The organism is Nonomuraea sp. NPDC052116, assembly GCF_040680035.1.
Classification (GTDB): Bacteria; Actinomycetota; Actinomycetes; order Streptosporangiales; family Streptosporangiaceae; genus Nonomuraea; species Nonomuraea angiospora_A.
This window is the reverse complement of record NZ_JBFAWA010000017.1, coordinates 221,886-236,644: the sequence shown is the minus strand read 5'-3', so window position 1 is coordinate 236,644 and position 14,759 is coordinate 221,886. Positions and strand designations below refer to the sequence as shown.

The window sequence follows — 14,759 nt, the reverse complement described above, 5'->3', positions numbered from 1 at the left end:
GTGGTCCGCGTGCTCACCGACGAAGACGCGTATTCCGTGCTCAGAAGCCGCGACGGCCGATTCGACGGCCGGTTCTTCGTCGCCGTCGTGACCACCGGCATCTTCTGCCGCCCGAGCTGTCCGGCCGCCCTGCCCAAGCGCGAGAACGTCCGTTTCTACCCCTCCTCCGCGGCCGCCCTGGAGGCGGGCTTCCGCGCCTGCAAGCGCTGCCGCCCGGACACCGCCCCCGGCTCCCCCGAGTGGAACGTCCGGGCGGACGTGGTGGGCCGCGCCATGCGGCTCATCGCCGACGGGCTCGTGGACCGCGAAGGCGTCGCCGGCCTGGCGTCCCGGCTCGGCTACAGCGAGCGCCAGCTGCACCGCCAGCTCACCGCCGACCTGGGCGCGGGCCCGCAGGCCCTGGCCCGGGCACAGCGCGCGGCCACCGCCAGAACGCTCCTGGAGACCACGGACCTGCCCGCGAGCGAGATAGCGTTCGCCGCCGGCTTCTCCTCGATCCGCCAGTTCAACGACACCGTCCGCAGGGTCTACGGCACGACACCCACCGCCCTGCGGGGCACTCCCTCCGCCCGCCGCCCACCCGGCGCGGTACGGCTACGCCTCACCTACCGCCCGCCCCTGGACCTGTCGGCCCTGTTCTCCTACCTCGCCACCCGCGCGATCCCCGGCCTGGAGGACGTCACCGTCCACTGCTACCGCCGCTCGCTGACCCTTCCGCACGGCCTCGGCCTCGTCACGCTCCGGCCCGCGCGCACGTACGTCTCCTGCGAGCTCCACCTGGAGGACATGAAGGATCTGGCGGCGGCGGTACGGCGCTGCCGCCACCTCCTGGACCTGGACGCCGACCCTCGCGACATCTCCGACCATCTGACCCGCGACCCGCGCCTCGCCGCCGTGGTGGCGCGGACTCCCGGCAGGCGCGTGCCCGGCCAGGTGGACGCGGCCGAGATGGCGATCCGCGCGATCCTGAACGAGGAGACCCCCACCGGCCGATCCCGGCTCGCCCGCCTGGTCCGCACCTACGGCACCCGACTCCCCCATCCAGCGGCCGGCGTCACTCATGCCTTCCCCCGCATGGAGGCCCTGGCGAGCTCCGACGCGCCGGCCCCGGTCACCGCCCTGGCCCGCGCGTTGACCGCCGGGACCCTCCACCTCGGCCCAGAAGCCGATCGCGACCAGGTCGAACGCGAGCTCCTGGCCCTGCCGGGCATGGACGTGGAGGCCGTGGCACGGATCCGCATGCGAGCCTTCGGCGACCCCGACGTCTTCCTCCCCTCCGACCCGGCCGTGCAGGAGGGACTGCACCGCCTCGGGCTGACGGCCGGGGACGCGCACCGCTGGCGGCCCTGGCGCTCGTACGCGATGCAGCACCTGAGCGCGCCACGCGCCCACACCCCCTGAGGAACCTTTCGTGTCGACCTATTTGTCCCTCCTCAAGAACAGGCGTGACTTCCGCAGCCTCTGGCTCGGCGCGTCCGTCTCGGTGGTGGGCGACAGCATGACGTTCGTGGCCCTGTCCTGGCTGGTCCTGGCCCAGCCCGGCGGAACGGCGAAGCTGGGCTTCCTGGCCGTCTGTTACACCGCTCCCGTCGTGGTCGGCGGCCTGGTCGCGGGGCCGTTGCTCGATCGGTTCGACAAGCGGGCGGCGCTGATCACCGACAGCGTGCTGCGCGGTGTCGCCGTCGGATCCATCCCCTTCGCGGCGGCCGTCGCGACCGTGCCGGCCTGGCTCCCCTTCCTCGTCGCCGCCCTCTACGGCCTGCTGAAGATGGTCCCCATGGCGGCGGTCCCGGCCGCCATCCCCGACCTGGTCGCCCCGCGCGAACGCGACGCCGCCAACGCGCTCGAATCCGTGAGCTACTCCCTGTCCGGCATCATCGGCTTCACCCTGGCCGCCCCGCTCCTGAGCACCCTCGGCCCGGCAAACCTCCTGGCCCTGGACGCCGCCACCTACGCCTGCTTCGCCGTGGCCGTGGCCCTGATCCGCCGCCCCCTGCGCCCGCACGCGAAGCCGGCGCCCCAGGCCGAACGCGTGACGGTCTTCCGGGACAGGGTCCTCATCGGCACCACGCTCGCCTTCATGGCCTTCAACATCGCCGAAGGCGCGATGACCATGGTGGTCGCCCCGTGGCTGGCCAAGGAGCAGCTTCCGGGCGACGGCGCCGCACTCTCGCTCCTCATGGCCGCCCTGTCGGCCGGTGAGCTCCTGGGCGGGTTCGTGGCCGGGGCCTGGCGGCCGCGGATCGACAGGCTGGTCGCGATCGCGGTGGTGGAGCTGGTGGCGGCGGCAGGGTTCCTGGCGGCGCTGGGGTCGCCCGACTGGCTCCCGGTGGCCGCGGGCTTCCTGGTCATCGGCATGTTCAGCGCCCCCATGACCGTCTGGGCGCAATCGCTGCGCATGGAGCGCATCCCGCCGTCCCAGCGCGGCCGGGTCTTCGGCGTCTTCCGCACGATGATGCAGGCGACCCCGCCCGTCGGGGCCGCCGTGGTCACCCCGCTGCTGGTGGCGGGCAACCTGGCGGGGGCAGTGATCCTGATGAGCGTTCTGGCGGCCCTTCCCGCCTTCGCCCTGCTGTTCGTCCGCGAGGGCCGCCAGTTGTGGATAACCGGCTCCTCCTGTGGATAACCAGGCCCGTACGGGCCCTCACCAGGGGCGGCGGAAGCACCTGCGCCAAACGCCCCGGCAGGGCCGGAATGCTGGAGAATCAGGGCTTGGCGTCGCCATACCACAGCCCGCGACCGCCTCCGCCCGGCTGTCCACCGGCCTGGGCACACACCTGTGGATGAACACCCTCAGCCGAGCCGGTTCGCGATCGTCCTGGCCACCTCGGCGGGCGGCTGCTCGGTCGTGTCGACGACCTGGCTTTCGCGGCTGAGCCAGGGCAAGGCGTCCGCGTACGCCGGCAGGTGCTCCAGCCGCCATTTCCGGGCCGACACGTCGTCCGCGGCCTCGATCCGGCGGGTCAGGGTCTCCTGGTCGGTGTGGAGCACGAAGTGGTGCACGGGGATGCCGGCCTCCCGCAGGCCGGCGCTGATCTCCCGCCAGTACTCCTCGACCAGGACGGTCTGCGGCATCACGAGCGCCCCGCCCACGTAGTCGAGCAGCCGCGCCGCGGTCTCCACGACGAGGCCCCGCCACGGCGTCCAATGCTGGAAGTCACCGACGCGCGGGAGGTCGGAGACGGTCCGCAGCATGAAGCCGACCTGCTCGGGATCGAAGTAGCGGGCACCCGGAACGAGCGGGACGAGCTCCCTCGCGGTGCTCGTCTTACCCGCGCCGAACGTCCCGTTCAGCCATACGATCATGGATCACCAGGTCCAGTAGGAGCGTGCCTCCGACTTCCAGTCCTTCGGGAAATACTGCTGGATCTTGAACGCCATGCCAAGGCCGCGGGCGATGTGCTGGTCGCGGTCCAGCTTCCTGGTGATCGGCTTGCCCGGGGCGTCCTTGTTGTCCCACCAGGATTCCCACTGCTTGATGCAGGTCTTCCCGCTCAGGTACTGGTTCGAGCAGGGCGCGGGCGGCGACCAGATCTGGGTGTGGCCGAAGTCGATGACCTTCCCCGACGACTTCTCGGTGATGGTCCCCCACGCCTTGAGGCAGTAGCCCTGCGAGGGAATGTCCCACTTCACGTAGTGCTGCGGACCCGACGTGGCGAACGTACGCAGGTCGCTGCACTTGGCGTCGCCGATCTGCTCCTTGGTCACCCTGACGGTGTAGTACGTGCCGTTCCCCCGCCACCCGTCCAGCGTCAGCCAGTCGCCGTCGCGTACGAACTTCTCCGCGGAGTCCGGCGGCCACTTCTTCGGATCGCCCCAGCTGATCTCCGAGGTCGTGGACGACAGGGGCTTCCAGGTCCACTGCCCGGCCGCCTGCCCGTCGGACCAGTACTGTCCGGCGCTGCGGTCGGCGAACCGGGAGTACTCCCCGTAGTTCTCCCCCGCCCGGGCCGGGCCGGCCACCCCCGCGAGCACCGTGATCATCGCCGCGCCGGCGGCCGGCCACGGCCGGGTTCCCATCTTCTGGATCTTCACCGGCAGCACGGTACAGAGCCCCGCAGCGGGCGACGGCTCACATCAAGAAACTTCGAAACGCCCCTCCGAGGCCGGGCGCAGGAGGAACGCGGTGCTCTCGTGCTCGGGAACCTCCACCTCGAGCCCGGTGCCGGCCAGCGCCTGCGCGATCAGGTCCCGATCGCCGGTCCACTGCAGGACGAGCTCGTCCACCAGATCGCCGTACGCGTCGAAGCTCGTCGTGTGCGACTGCGTCGTCCAGAAGACGGCCCTGGGCGGCTGCCCGGCGGCGGCGGCCGCCTCGTGGACCTGCTGCCAGGCGCCGGAGGCGGTCGGCCAGAGGTCGGGCTCGGCGAGGTAGCCGTGCGCGGTCAGCCGGTCGAAGGCCGCCGAGATCCGGCACAGGTCGGACGACCGGTCGGCGGCCAGGCAGGTCACGACCCCTTCCTCCGGCTTGTTCAGGCCGTGGACCGAGGCGATGAGCGAGTCCATCAGGGCGTCGCTGTGCTCGGCCAGCTCGTCGGCGTCCATCTCCAGCAGCGCGTCGTAGTCGTCTTCCTGACCCGCCTGCCCGGGAACGGAGACCACGAGCCCCTCACGGGCGAACGCCGCCTGGATGTTGGAGGGCAGCCCGCCCCGCCACGCGAGCGGCACGTCGTCGGCCAGCGTCCCGTCCGGGGTGAAGTGGTCGGCGCACGGGCTCAGCAGGCCGCTGGTCGCGGTGTCGGACGCGAAGCGCTCGGCGTCGACGATCTGCCAGCCCTCGTGCTCCAACCGGCTGAGCGCCCGGTCGAAGCCCTCGCGCTGCGTGCCGCGCGGCGAGACGGCCTCCTCGAACTCGATCGGCTTGGACACGGTGTCGGCGACCTCGGCGCGGCGCTGTTCGAGGAACGCGCGGGTCTCGGAGATGAGGTTCCGGCTCATCAGGGTGTCCATCACCATCGACCACCAGGCCTCGGCCTCGCCGAAGGCGTCCGGGTCCAGCTCCTTGAGGGAGAGCCACAGCTTCTCCGTGTAGTCCTTGCCGGCCTCGGGGGACTCGCCGTTCAACGCCTGCTGGCGCAGCCTGAGCCGGTAGAGGAACTCGACGAAGGTCGCGAGAGAACTGTTGATCTTCTCCGCCTGCGGCGTCTCGTCCATCGAGAGCAGGCCGACGACGCCGCTGCGGATGTCGAGGAAGTAGCGCATGCCCGTGTCTCCCGACGTGCCGCCGAGCGTGAGGACGTTGAGGTCCCCGCCCGGCGTCCTGAACACGACGAGGGATCCCACCCGCGGTTCGTCGGCGATGAAGGTGGTGAACGCCTGGTCCGCGCGCACCGGCAGCCCGACCTCGGACAGGATCCGGACGTCCTCCTCCGAGAGCCCCTTCTCGCGGCACTGCTCGACGTCCATCAGCAGCAGGCCCTCGTCACCGAAAGCCTCGACCATCTCTTCGTGCGTGACCACGATTCAACACCCCGACGTCAGACCTTTGAGATCAAGTTCCCCCAAGGGTAGGGGATCTTTACGGATCAGACGGTACGTTCCCAGCGGACCTCCCCCTCGTGCCACCGGTCGGTGGGACGCAGGCCGGCCGCCGTGGCGACGGCGGCCGAGGCGGCGTGGTCGGGGTGGATGTGCGCGACGATCGTGTCGATCCCCTCCCGTACGAGCTGGTCGACCAGGGCCCTGGCGGACGCGGTGGCCAGGCCGCGGCCCTGCCAGGGTGTGCCGATCACCCAGGCGATCTCGGCGGTCCGGCCGTCGATCGTGGCCTGCACGTACCCGACCAGCCGCTCTTCCTCCCGCGACCGGATCACCCAGTTGCGCCAGCCGGGCGGCCCGGCGACCAGCCGCTCGTAGCGGGCGCGCAGCTCCGGCACGGTGAGCGGGGCGCCGCCGGTGAACGTGTGCAGCTCCGGGTCCGACAGCACGACGGCCATCTCGTCGGCGTGCTCCGGGCGCAACGGGATCAGGACGAGCGCGGGTGCCTCGATGGGACTGGTCACCGGCTCATTCTGCCCCTTCGGTGCGGGCACGCGGCCGGGGCAGGGCCTGGACCAGGGCGGCGACCGCCACGTCCAGCGCGATGAGGAGGAGCAGGCCCATGGCGAAGGCATGCGGGTAGCCGCCCAGGGCGCCGTAGAAGACCACGCCGACCACGGCCACGCCGATCGCGCCACCCGCCTGCTGCGCGGTGCTCAGCACGCCGGAGGCGGCGGCCGCGTGCCTGGGGTCCACGCCGTTCAGGACGAGTGCGGGCAACGGGGCCATGACCAGCCCCATTCCGGCGCCGGCGACCACGAGCCCGGGGATGATCCAGGCGATGGGACCGTGCTCGCCCAGGGCGGTGGCGGTCAGGGCGAGGAGGCCGTACCCGAGGGCCATGGTCAGCGCCCCGAGCGCGACGACCTGGCGGCCGAGCCTGGCCGCGAGCCGGACGGCCCGCGTCGAGGACGCGAAGTAGCCGAGGCCCAGCGGAAGGAAGATGAGCCCCGATCCCAGGGCGTCCAGTTCGCGGCCCTGCTGGAGGTAGAGCGCCAGGATCAGGAAGAACGAGCCCATCGTCATCGAGTGCAGCAGGCTGACCACGGTGCCCGCGGAGAACGAGCGGTGCCGGAACAGCCCGGGGTCCACCAGCGGGGCGGCGACCCGCCGCTGGTGCAGCGCGAACGAGGCCAGCAGGGCGACCGCCGCCGCCAGGCACAGCCAGGTCCACGCGGGCCAGCCCTGCTCGCGGCCCTGAACGAGGGGGTAGACGATGGCGACCAGGCCGAGCGAGACGAGCGCCGTACCGGCCAGGTCCAGCTTCGGGCCGCCCGGCAGGCGGGATTCGGGCACCAGGCGCGGGACCAGGGCGATGGCGAGCGCGCCCACCGGCACGTTGATCAGGAAGATGGTGCGCCAGCCCAGCCCGGCCAGGTCCGCGTTGATCAGCACGCCGCCGATGAGCTGCCCGAACACGCCGCCGAAGCCCATCGTGACGCCGTAGGCGTTGAACGCCTTGGCCCGGTGCTCGCCGGTGAAGGTGGTGTTGATGATGGCCAGGACCTGCGGCATCAGCAGCGCCGCGCCAAGGCCCTGGCCGACCCTGGCGCCGATCAGGATCCCGGCCGTGGGCGCCGCCCCGCAGAGCGCCGACGCCACCGTGAAGCCGGCCAGGCCGACCGCGAACATCCGGCGCCGCCCGTACAGGTCCCCCAGCCGGCCGGCGGTGATCAGCCCGGCGGCCAGCGCGACGCCGAACCCCGCCACCACGAACTGGATCTGCGAAGGCGTGGCGTGCAGGTCCCGCTGGATGGCGGGGATCGCCACGTTGACGATGAAGAAGTCGAGGGTGGTGATGAAGAGGCCGGACAGGAGGACCAGCAAAGTCCCCTGGCCGGGGTCCGCCGTCCGGGGGACGGCGGACTCGGGTGCCTTGACGGCGGTCATGTCGCTCTCCTGGTGTGGTGGCCGCTTGCGAGATAGACAATGCCGCCGGCACCTGTACCGTGGCGATTACGTGGGAGGTCATGGAAAAGGCGAAACGCCCGCCGGTCAGCGGACTCTTTCTCCGTACACGTGCTCGACCCGCATCGTCATGAGCACCCTGCGGTCGGACACCATCACCGACCGGTACTCCTCCCAGTCCGGATGCTCCCCCGCGGCGCGGCGGTAGTAGTCCACCAGCGCCTCGACCTCGGGACCGTGGGGATCGGCGCCCGGCCCCGTGAGCGTCACCGTGCCCTCGGCGGTGGCCCATGACCAGCCGTCTGGGCTGGTGACCTCCAGCGCGGCCCGCGGGTCCCGGCGCAGGTTCGCCGTCTTGGCCCGCCCTTCGGTCATCGAGACGTGGACGACCTCGGCCTCCCTGTCGTAGAAGGGCATGACGGGGGAGAGTTGCGGGCGGCCGTCCGACTTGATCGTCGCGAGGACGCCCAGCCGGCTTTCCGCGAGCAGCGTGCGCGGGTCGAACGGGGTGCCGGTCATGACGGCTTGCGGAACTGCTCGACCATCGCCGCGTAGCCGTCGCCGCCGCGCCCGTCGGCCACGGCCCGGTCGGTCAGGGCCTTGATGAACCTCGGAAGCTCGGCGCTGACACCGAGGGACTCGCTTTCGTGGATGAGGTGGTCCATCGCGGCCAGGTGGGTGTCGATGGTGGAGTCCAGAGCCGGGTACGTGCCGGTGTCGACCTGCTCCGCGTAGTCCGCCAGCCAGCCGTTCACGATCTCGATCCCCTTGCCGGCGAGCGGGGCGAACGCTCCGGCTCGCACCCCCGCCGCGCCGAGCAGGGCGGCACCCTGGAGGAATCCGTTCAGGATGTTCCACATCAGGCTCAGCACGGCCATCTCGTGCAGCGCCGACAGGGTGTGGTCGTCGCCGAGGTACGTCGCTCCCGAACCGAGGCTCCTCAGGGCGGGTTCGTACTGCTCGAAGGCCGACCGGGGCCCGCTGTAGGTGATGACGGCGTCCGCCCCGATCTCCGCGGGGACGGCCATGATCGCGCCGTCGAGGTAGGCGCCGCCCTGCCGCGCCGCCCACTCGGCGGTCTCACGGGCGCCCTGCGACGTACCCGAGCCCAGGTTGACCAGGACCCGGCCGTCGAGAACCGCGCCCAGCGGGTCGAGCAGCCCGTGCACGGCGTCGTAGTCCGTGACGCAGACGACCACGAGCGGGCCGGCCGCGACGGCCTCACCGACCGAGCCGGCGAGCGTCGCGCCCTGGGCCACCAGCTGGTCGGCCTTGGCCGCCGTACGGTTCCACACGGTCGTGGGATGCCCCGCGCGCAGGAACGCTCCGGCCAGCGCCTGGCCCATCAGCCCCAGGCCGATGACCGTCACGGGAGTGTGGTTGGCGTTGTTGGTGCTCATGGCAGAATCCTCAACGTTCATACCGATATGAAGGTCAAGGGGGAACGAGCGTGCTGATCGGGGAGTTGAGCCGGCAGACCGGAGTCCACACGCATCAGCTGCGTTACTACGAGGCCCAGGGCCTGCTCGAACCCGAGCGCGGCACCAACGGCTACCGCGAGTACGGCGACGACGCCGTCCTGACCGTCACCCAGATCCGCAGGCTGCTCGAAGCCGGGCTGTCGACCCAGGAGATCGCGTACCTGCTCCCCTGCGCCACCGGCGCGGCCCCCGACCTGGAGCCCTGCCCCGAGCTCCTGGACACCTTGCGGGCCCGCCTGCACGGCCTGGACGAGCACATCGACACGCTCGCCCGCTCCCGCCAGTCCCTCCGCGACTACATCGACGCCACGGAGCGGCGCGTTGTGGAGAGCGGGTCACATGCTTGAGTCCTTAGAGACAGTCACGCACTACATGGCGCTGATCGCTCTCACGTCGTGTGCTTTTCCGTTCTTGTTCGGCGTCTTCACACTGATCAACCGAGGGCTCCCGCGCTGGGTTCCGGCAGGTAAATGGGCTTATTGGAAGCCGTTCTCCTGGGCGCAGATCTTCATGTCCGCCTCGCTGACGACAATGCTGCTTCCCCTAGTTCTGGACGTCGATCCGCTGTTGAGACTCATCCTGATGGTTCCCACCGTCTGCTTCCTCGTCGCCTCAACGGTTTTCTACGTCATGGCTTTCCGGGCGCGCGGCCCCAATTAGCCGGTTTGCGTTCGAGCGCGCTCGAAGCCGTAGCGTCGCCGGCATGACGACAAAGACCTGGATCATCACCGGCGCGTCCCGCGGTTTCGGACGCGCGTTGGCGGAGGCGGCGCTCGCGGCGGGCGACCGCGTGGTGGCGGCGGTGCGCCGGCCCGAGAGCGTGGCCGACCTGGCGGACGCCTACCCCGACAGCTGCCTGATCGCGGAGTTCGACGTCCGGGACGCCGGCGCGGCCGGGGAGCTCGTGCGTGCCGCCCTTGTCCGTTTCGGGCAGCTCGACGTGCTGGTCAACAACGCGGGCCGGGCCGTGGTCGGCGCGGTCGAGGAGGTCGGTGACGCGCAGTTGCGTGAGCTGATGGATCTGCACCTGTTCGGGCCGGCCGCGCTGGTGCGGGCGGCGTTGCCCGCGATGCGCGCGCGGGGCACCGGGACGATCGTGCAGATGAGCAGCCAGGGCGGGCGGATGTCGTTCCCGGGGGTGTCGGCGTACTCCGCGTCGAAGTTCGCGCTGGAAGGGTGGTCCGAGGCGCTGGCCGGGGAGGTCGCGCCGTTCGGGATCCGGGTGGTGATCGTGGAGCCGAGCCGGTTCCGGACCGATTTCCATGCGGGTGAGACGCTGGAGTTCGTGGAGGCGTCGCAGACCTACCGTGAGCTGCTGGCCGCCGTCCGTTCGGACATGGCCGGCGCCGACGGCCGTCAGGAGGGCGATCCGGTGCGGGCGGCCGAGATCATCGTGTCCCTCGCGCATGGTGAGCAGGTGCCGCTGCGGCTGCCGCTCGGGCGTGAGGCGGTCGAGCGGATCTCGGGTGCGTACCGGCGTGGCCTGGAGGAGGTCGAGCGGTGGGCCGAGACCGCCCGCAGCGCCGACTTCCCGGATGTCCCGGCATCGGTCCGGCCGATTTAGGCTGGTGGTCATGGCCACCGACGATCTGATGACCAGGGCGCTGGCAACGCTCGGCGACGACGACGGCGCGATGTCGGTCGAGGCGATCCTCCGCCTCTCCGATCTGGCCGAGGTGTCCGAGCCGATGGCGATCGCCGACGTCGCCGATCTGCTCGGGATCTCGCCGCACACGTTGCGCTATTACGAGCGGGCCGGGCTGGTCGTGGTGGGCCGGGACGGCCACGGTCATCGCGTCTACGATGCCGGCGCGGTGCGGCGGCTGGTGTTCCTGACCCGGATGCGGTTGTCCGGGATGGCGATGCGTGACCTGCAGGACTACGTCTCGCTCGTCGATGCCGGTGAGCACACGGTGCCCGAGCGGCTCGACATGCTCATCGAGCATCGTGACACGATCCGCCGCCGGATCCGTGAGCTGACCCTTTCCCTGACGGCCGTCGAGTACAAGATCACCACGTACGGCGGCGAGACCGGGCCGGACGTCCAGACCCCTGCCGTCGACCGGACGACGCGACGGGCACTACGGGCATAGGCGCGAGGTGCCCTCGGCGATGACGAACTCGACATAGCCGGCGGGAGGCTTCATCCTCGCGGCACGGTAGGCCATCACTCCGCTCGCGTGCCTCTCATTTTCCGCATGACACCCGCTATTGCCCGGGGTCGGGCAGGCGGAGGTGGAAGGCGGTGCGGCCGGGGCGGCTTTCGACGCCGATCGTGCCGCCGTGCGCGGCGACCACCGCCTTGACGATCGCCAGGCCGAGCCCCGTGCCGCCGGAAGCGCGCGATCGCCCCTTGTCCACGCGGGAGAAGCGCTCGAAGATCTCCTCCTGCATGTCCGCCGGGATGCCGGGCCCGCCGTCCGCGACCGTCAGCTCCGCCGCACCCGGCGCCCGTCGTACCGTCAGGGTGACCGCCGTGCCTTCGGGGGTGTGCGTACCGGCGTTGGTCAGCAGGTTCGTGATCACCTGGCGCAGCCGCGACGGGTCGCCCTGGACGGTGACCGGCTCCTCGGGCAGTTCGAGCCGCCAGCGGTGGGCGGGCGCGGCGACCCTGGCGTCACCGACGGACTCGATGGCCAGCTTGGTGAGATCCACCTCGTCCCGCGCCAGCGGCCGGCCCGCGTCCAGCCGGGCGAGCAGCAGCAGGTCGGCGACCAGTTCGCTCATCCGGCCGGACTCGGCGTCGATGCGGTCGAGCGCGTGCCGTACCCCCTCGGGCATCGGCTCGGCGCCGCGAAGGGCCAGCTCGGTGTGGCCGCGGATGGCGGCGAGCGGGGTGCGCAGCTCGTGGCTGGCGTCGGCGGCGAACGCGCGCAGCCGCTGCTCGACGGCGTACCGGCGGGCCAGCGCCGCCTCCACGTGCCCCAGCATGCTGTTGAACGCGGCCCCCACCTGCCCGGCCTCGGTACGCGGATCGGTGTCGGGCACCCGTTCGGTCAGCGCCACCTCGCCGCTGGCCAGCGGCAGCCGGGTGACCTGCCGGGCGGTGGCGGCCACGCGTTCCAGGGGGCGCAGCGCGAGCCTGACCCACACCGCGCCGGCGACGCCGGTGACGGCCAGCGCGGCGCCGAACATGAAGACCTCGAACACCTGCATGCGCCTCAAGGTCTCCTCGGCCTCGTGCAACGGCAGACCGGTGATGAGCACGTCGCCGTCGCGGCCCGGTACGGCGACGACCCGGTACTCGCGCAGGCTCGACAGGGACACGGTCCTGGGCACGCCGTCGGCCGGCAACGCGGCCAGGACGGCCTGGTCACCGCCGGCGAGCCGCGCCCGATCGTCGTCGTACGGGGTCACCACCGCCGCCTGAGTGATCACGCCGCCGGCGAGGCGCACTCCCAAGGTGCCCGGGGCCTGGCTGCGCGTGTCGCCCCCGCTCCGGTCGTCGCCGTGCTCCAGGCTCGCCGCGTACCTGCCGCCGATCGTGGCGAGCTGCTGGTCCACCCGTCCCATCAGGAAGCGGTCCATCGCGAACGACGTCGCGACGCCGACGGCCGCGCAGGCCAGCGCCAGCAGCGCCAGGACCCCCGCGACGAGCCGGCCCCGCAGCGTGCGCGGCAGGAGGCGGCTCATGCGGGCGGCTTGAGCACGTAGCCGACGCCGCGGACGGTGTGGAGGAGCGGCTCGCGGCCCGCGTCGATCTTCTTGCGCAGGTAGCTGACGTACAGCTCGACCACATGGGCCTGCCCGCCGAAGTCGTAGGACCAGACGTGGTCGAGGATCTGGGCCTTGCTCAGCACCCGGCGCGGGTTGAGCATGAGCAGCCGCAGCAGGTCGAACTCGGTCGGCGTCAGGTCGATCAACGTTCCCGCCCTGGTCACCTCCCTGGCCTCGACGTCCATGACGAGATCGGCCACGACGAGCCGCGTGCCGTTCCCGGCCCGGGCCATCCCCGCGCGGCGCAGCAGGCCGTTCAGCCGGGCCAGCACCTCGTCCAGGCTGAACGGCTTGGTCACGTAGTCGTCGCCGCCGGCGGTGATCCCGGCCACGCGGTCCTCCACCGCGTCCCTGGCGGTGAGGAACAGCACGCACACCTCCGGCAGTCGCTCGCGGATCCGGCGCATGATCTCCAGGCCGTCCAGATCGGGCAGCATCACGTCCAGGACCACCGCGTCCGGCACGAACTCCTCCGCCGCCCGCACCGCGGTCATGCCGTCGCCGGCCGCGCGGACCCGCCACCCCTCCTGGAGCAGCACCGTCTCCAGCACCTCGACGATGTCCGGTTCGTCGTCCACGACCAGCACGCGGATCGGCGCACCGTCAGGACGCAGCAACACCGGCTCGGTCACCTCCATGTCCATTTCATACCGAAATCTTCTGAAAATCCTATGAGACCACCTCCGTCCCGGGCCGTTCAGAAGGAACGCAGAGTTTCGCTTGGCACGGTGGGTCCCGTTCCCGGAGAAGCAGGAGAACGGTGTGACCATCACGCACGTACCATCCCGAACCGCCCCGCAGGTCAGGTCCACCGGGTTCGTGGCCCGCCCCGGCCCGGTGCTCGTCCTGATCGGCCTGGGCGCGGTCGCGGTCGTCGCGCTGTGGTGGCGGGACACGTCCGCGGTGGTGGGCGCGGCCGGCTGGCTCACGAACGCCGGGCGAATCACCGGCCTGCTGGCCGGTTACGCGATGGCGGTGCTGATCGCGCTGATGGCGCGGGTGCCCGCGCTGGAGCACGGCGTCGGCACCGACCGGCTGACCCGCTGGCACGCCATGGGCGGGCGTTACGTCGTCGGCCTGATGACCGCGCACGTGCTGTCGGTCATCTGGGGGTACGCGATCACCGACGGGCAGCACGTGACGGACGAGGCCGTCACCATGGTCGTGACCTTCCCCGAGATGTGGGAGGCCACCGCGGCCTGCCTGCTGCTGCTCGGCATCGGCGCGATCTCGGCCCGTGCCGCCCGCCGCCGGATCGGTTACGAGACCTGGTACCTGCTGCACTTCTACACCTACGTCGCCGCCTACCTGGCCTTCGGCCACCAGCTCGCCACCGGCGCGGAGTTCGCCGGCGACCGGGCCGCCCAGGTCGCCTGGTACGTCCTCTATCTCGGCGTGGCCGCGCTCGTCGCCTGGTACCGGCTCCTGGCACCCGTCCGGCTGTTCCTGCGGCATCGGCTGCGGGTGGCCGCGGTGACCGCCGAAGCCCCCGGCGTGATCTCCATCCAGGTCACCGGCCGGCGACTGGAACGGCTGCGCGCCGAGCCCGGCCAGTTCTTCCGCTGGCGCTTCCTGGCCAAGGGGCTGTGGTGGTCGGCGAACCCGTACTCGCTGTCGGCCCCGCCCGGTGCCGGCGGGCTGCGGATCACGGTCAAGGCGCTCGGAGACCACAGCGCGACGCTGGCCGGGCTGCGCCCCGGGACGCGGATCTTCGCCGAGGGACCGTACGGGGCCTTCACCGGCCGGTTGCGCTCCCGCCGGCAGGTGCTGCTAATCGCGGGCGGCGTCGGCATCACCCCGTTGCGCGCGCTGTTCGAGTCACTTCCCGGCGAGCTGACCCTGCTCTACCGGGCACGCAGGGAGGCCGACCTGGTGTTCAGGCAGGAGCTCGAGGACATCGCCGTCGCCCGGGGCGCGAACCTGCACTATTCGACCGGCCCCCGCGGCCCCGGTGGCCCGTTCGACGCGGCGGTGCTCGCCCAGGTCGTGCCCGGCCTGCGCGACCACGACGTGTACGTGTGCGGCCCCGCCGAGATGACCCGGGCCGCGATCCGGGCGTTGCGGGCCGCAGGAGTGCCCCGGCGGCACATCCATCACGAATCCTTCGAGTTCTAG

16 protein-coding genes are annotated in these 14,759 nt (G+C 71.5%); 7 read left to right on the top strand and 9 right to left on the bottom strand.

Features of this window, described 5'->3' with window-relative positions:
* Nucleotides 1–9: 9 nt before the first annotated feature.
* Together AB0L65_RS30960 and AB0L65_RS30955 are read left to right on the top strand one after the other, a co-directional pair.
* Nucleotides 10–1,401 (top strand): AlkA N-terminal domain-containing protein, encoded by a 1,392-nt coding sequence (locus AB0L65_RS30960; protein ID WP_364252160.1) that lies wholly within the window; start codon nt 10–12, stop codon nt 1,399–1,401.
* Between the two features lie 10 nt (nt 1,402–1,411).
* On the top strand, nt 1,412–2,626 hold the full coding sequence (locus tag AB0L65_RS30955) for an MFS transporter (RefSeq protein ID WP_364252157.1): 1,215 nt from the start codon (nt 1,412–1,414) through the stop codon (nt 2,624–2,626).
* Nucleotides 2,627–2,793: 167 nt separating this feature from the next.
* On the opposite strand, the gene AB0L65_RS30950 is transcribed toward AB0L65_RS30955, so the two are convergent.
* The 7 genes from AB0L65_RS30950 to AB0L65_RS30920 all read right to left on the bottom strand — a co-directional run bounded on the left by AB0L65_RS30950 (nt 2,794) and on the right by AB0L65_RS30920 (nt 8,846).
* Nucleotides 2,794–3,306, bottom strand: a complete 513-nt coding sequence (locus tag AB0L65_RS30950; protein WP_364252154.1) for an ATP-binding protein — start codon at nt 3,304–3,306, stop codon at nt 2,794–2,796.
* 3 nt (nt 3,307–3,309) lie between these two features.
* Nucleotides 3,310–4,035, bottom strand: a complete 726-nt coding sequence (locus AB0L65_RS30945) for a hypothetical protein (RefSeq protein WP_364252151.1) — start codon at nt 4,033–4,035, stop codon at nt 3,310–3,312.
* A 42-nt stretch (nt 4,036–4,077) separates the two neighbouring features.
* Entirely contained in the window at nt 4,078–5,460 is a 1,383-nt protein-coding gene (locus tag AB0L65_RS30940; protein ID WP_364252148.1) for an SUKH-4 family immunity protein, read from the bottom strand.
* A gap of 65 nt (nt 5,461–5,525) precedes the next feature.
* A complete protein-coding gene (locus tag AB0L65_RS30935) occupies nt 5,526–6,002 on the bottom strand; it encodes a GNAT family N-acetyltransferase (protein ID WP_364252145.1) in 477 nt (158 codons plus the stop codon).
* A gap of 4 nt (nt 6,003–6,006) precedes the next feature.
* On the bottom strand, nt 6,007–7,428 hold the full coding sequence (locus AB0L65_RS30930; protein WP_364252142.1) for an MFS transporter: 1,422 nt from the start codon (nt 7,426–7,428) through the stop codon (nt 6,007–6,009).
* Nucleotides 7,429–7,533: 105 nt separating this feature from the next.
* Nucleotides 7,534–7,965: a PPOX class F420-dependent oxidoreductase gene (locus AB0L65_RS30925; RefSeq protein WP_364252139.1), complete on the bottom strand. Its 432-nt coding sequence runs from the start codon at nt 7,963–7,965 to the stop codon at nt 7,534–7,536.
* Nucleotides 7,962–8,846, bottom strand: coding sequence for an NAD(P)-binding domain-containing protein (locus AB0L65_RS30920; protein WP_364252136.1), 885 nt, complete (start codon nt 8,844–8,846; stop codon nt 7,962–7,964). The genes AB0L65_RS30925 and AB0L65_RS30920 overlap by 4 nt, the downstream gene beginning before the upstream one ends.
* 50 nt (nt 8,847–8,896) lie before the next feature.
* Between AB0L65_RS30920 and AB0L65_RS30915 the strand changes: the two genes are divergently transcribed.
* Genes AB0L65_RS30915 through AB0L65_RS30900 form a run of 4 tightly spaced genes read left to right on the top strand, consistent with a single transcriptional unit; the run spans nt 8,897 to nt 11,020 of the window.
* The gene (locus tag AB0L65_RS30915; protein ID WP_350742754.1) at nt 8,897–9,274 is read left to right on the top strand and encodes a MerR family transcriptional regulator; all 378 of its coding nucleotides are present in this window, start codon (nt 8,897–8,899) and stop codon (nt 9,272–9,274) included.
* 25 nt (nt 9,275–9,299) lie between these two features.
* Nucleotides 9,300–9,587, top strand: a complete 288-nt coding sequence (locus tag AB0L65_RS30910) for a hypothetical protein (protein ID WP_364252133.1) — start codon at nt 9,300–9,302, stop codon at nt 9,585–9,587.
* A 43-nt stretch (nt 9,588–9,630) separates the two neighbouring features.
* On the top strand, nt 9,631–10,491 hold the full coding sequence (locus tag AB0L65_RS30905; RefSeq protein ID WP_364252130.1) for an SDR family NAD(P)-dependent oxidoreductase: 861 nt from the start codon (nt 9,631–9,633) through the stop codon (nt 10,489–10,491).
* Between the two features lie 10 nt (nt 10,492–10,501).
* On the top strand, nt 10,502–11,020 hold the full coding sequence (locus AB0L65_RS30900; RefSeq protein WP_364252127.1) for a MerR family transcriptional regulator: 519 nt from the start codon (nt 10,502–10,504) through the stop codon (nt 11,018–11,020).
* 115 nt (nt 11,021–11,135) lie between these two features.
* Here AB0L65_RS30900 and AB0L65_RS30895 read toward each other — a convergent pair whose 3' ends face one another.
* Both AB0L65_RS30895 and AB0L65_RS30890 read right to left on the bottom strand, forming a co-directional pair.
* On the bottom strand, nt 11,136–12,560 hold the full coding sequence (locus AB0L65_RS30895; RefSeq protein ID WP_364252124.1) for a HAMP domain-containing sensor histidine kinase: 1,425 nt from the start codon (nt 12,558–12,560) through the stop codon (nt 11,136–11,138).
* Nucleotides 12,557–13,282, bottom strand: coding sequence for a response regulator transcription factor (locus tag AB0L65_RS30890; protein WP_364252121.1), 726 nt, complete (start codon nt 13,280–13,282; stop codon nt 12,557–12,559). Before AB0L65_RS30890 ends, AB0L65_RS30895 begins: the two co-directional genes overlap by 4 nt.
* Nucleotides 13,283–13,406: 124 nt before the next feature.
* Here AB0L65_RS30890 and AB0L65_RS30885 point away from each other — a divergent pair, with 124 nt between their 5' ends.
* Nucleotides 13,407–14,759: a ferredoxin reductase family protein gene (locus AB0L65_RS30885; RefSeq protein ID WP_364252118.1), complete on the top strand. Its 1,353-nt coding sequence runs from the start codon at nt 13,407–13,409 to the stop codon at nt 14,757–14,759.

Coding starts and splice junctions, on each gene's coding strand:
- AB0L65_RS30950 (WP_364252154.1), bottom strand. CDS start 3,306: ATGATCGTATGGCTGAACGGGACGTTCGGCGCGGGTAAGACGAGCACC.
- AB0L65_RS30930 (WP_364252142.1), bottom strand. CDS start 7,428: ATGACCGCCGTCAAGGCACCCGAGTCCGCCGTCCCCCGGACGGCGGAC.
- AB0L65_RS30925 (WP_364252139.1), bottom strand. CDS start 7,965: ATGACCGGCACCCCGTTCGACCCGCGCACGCTGCTCGCGGAAAGCCGG.
- AB0L65_RS30920 (WP_364252136.1), bottom strand. CDS start 8,846: ATGAGCACCAACAACGCCAACCACACTCCCGTGACGGTCATCGGCCTG.
- AB0L65_RS30910 (WP_364252133.1), top strand. CDS start 9,300: ATGGCGCTGATCGCTCTCACGTCGTGTGCTTTTCCGTTCTTGTTCGGC.
- AB0L65_RS30905 (WP_364252130.1), top strand. CDS start 9,631: ATGACGACAAAGACCTGGATCATCACCGGCGCGTCCCGCGGTTTCGGA.
- AB0L65_RS30900 (WP_364252127.1), top strand. CDS start 10,502: ATGGCCACCGACGATCTGATGACCAGGGCGCTGGCAACGCTCGGCGAC.
- AB0L65_RS30895 (WP_364252124.1), bottom strand. CDS start 12,560: ATGAGCCGCCTCCTGCCGCGCACGCTGCGGGGCCGGCTCGTCGCGGGG.
- AB0L65_RS30890 (WP_364252121.1), bottom strand. CDS start 13,282: ATGGAGGTGACCGAGCCGGTGTTGCTGCGTCCTGACGGTGCGCCGATC.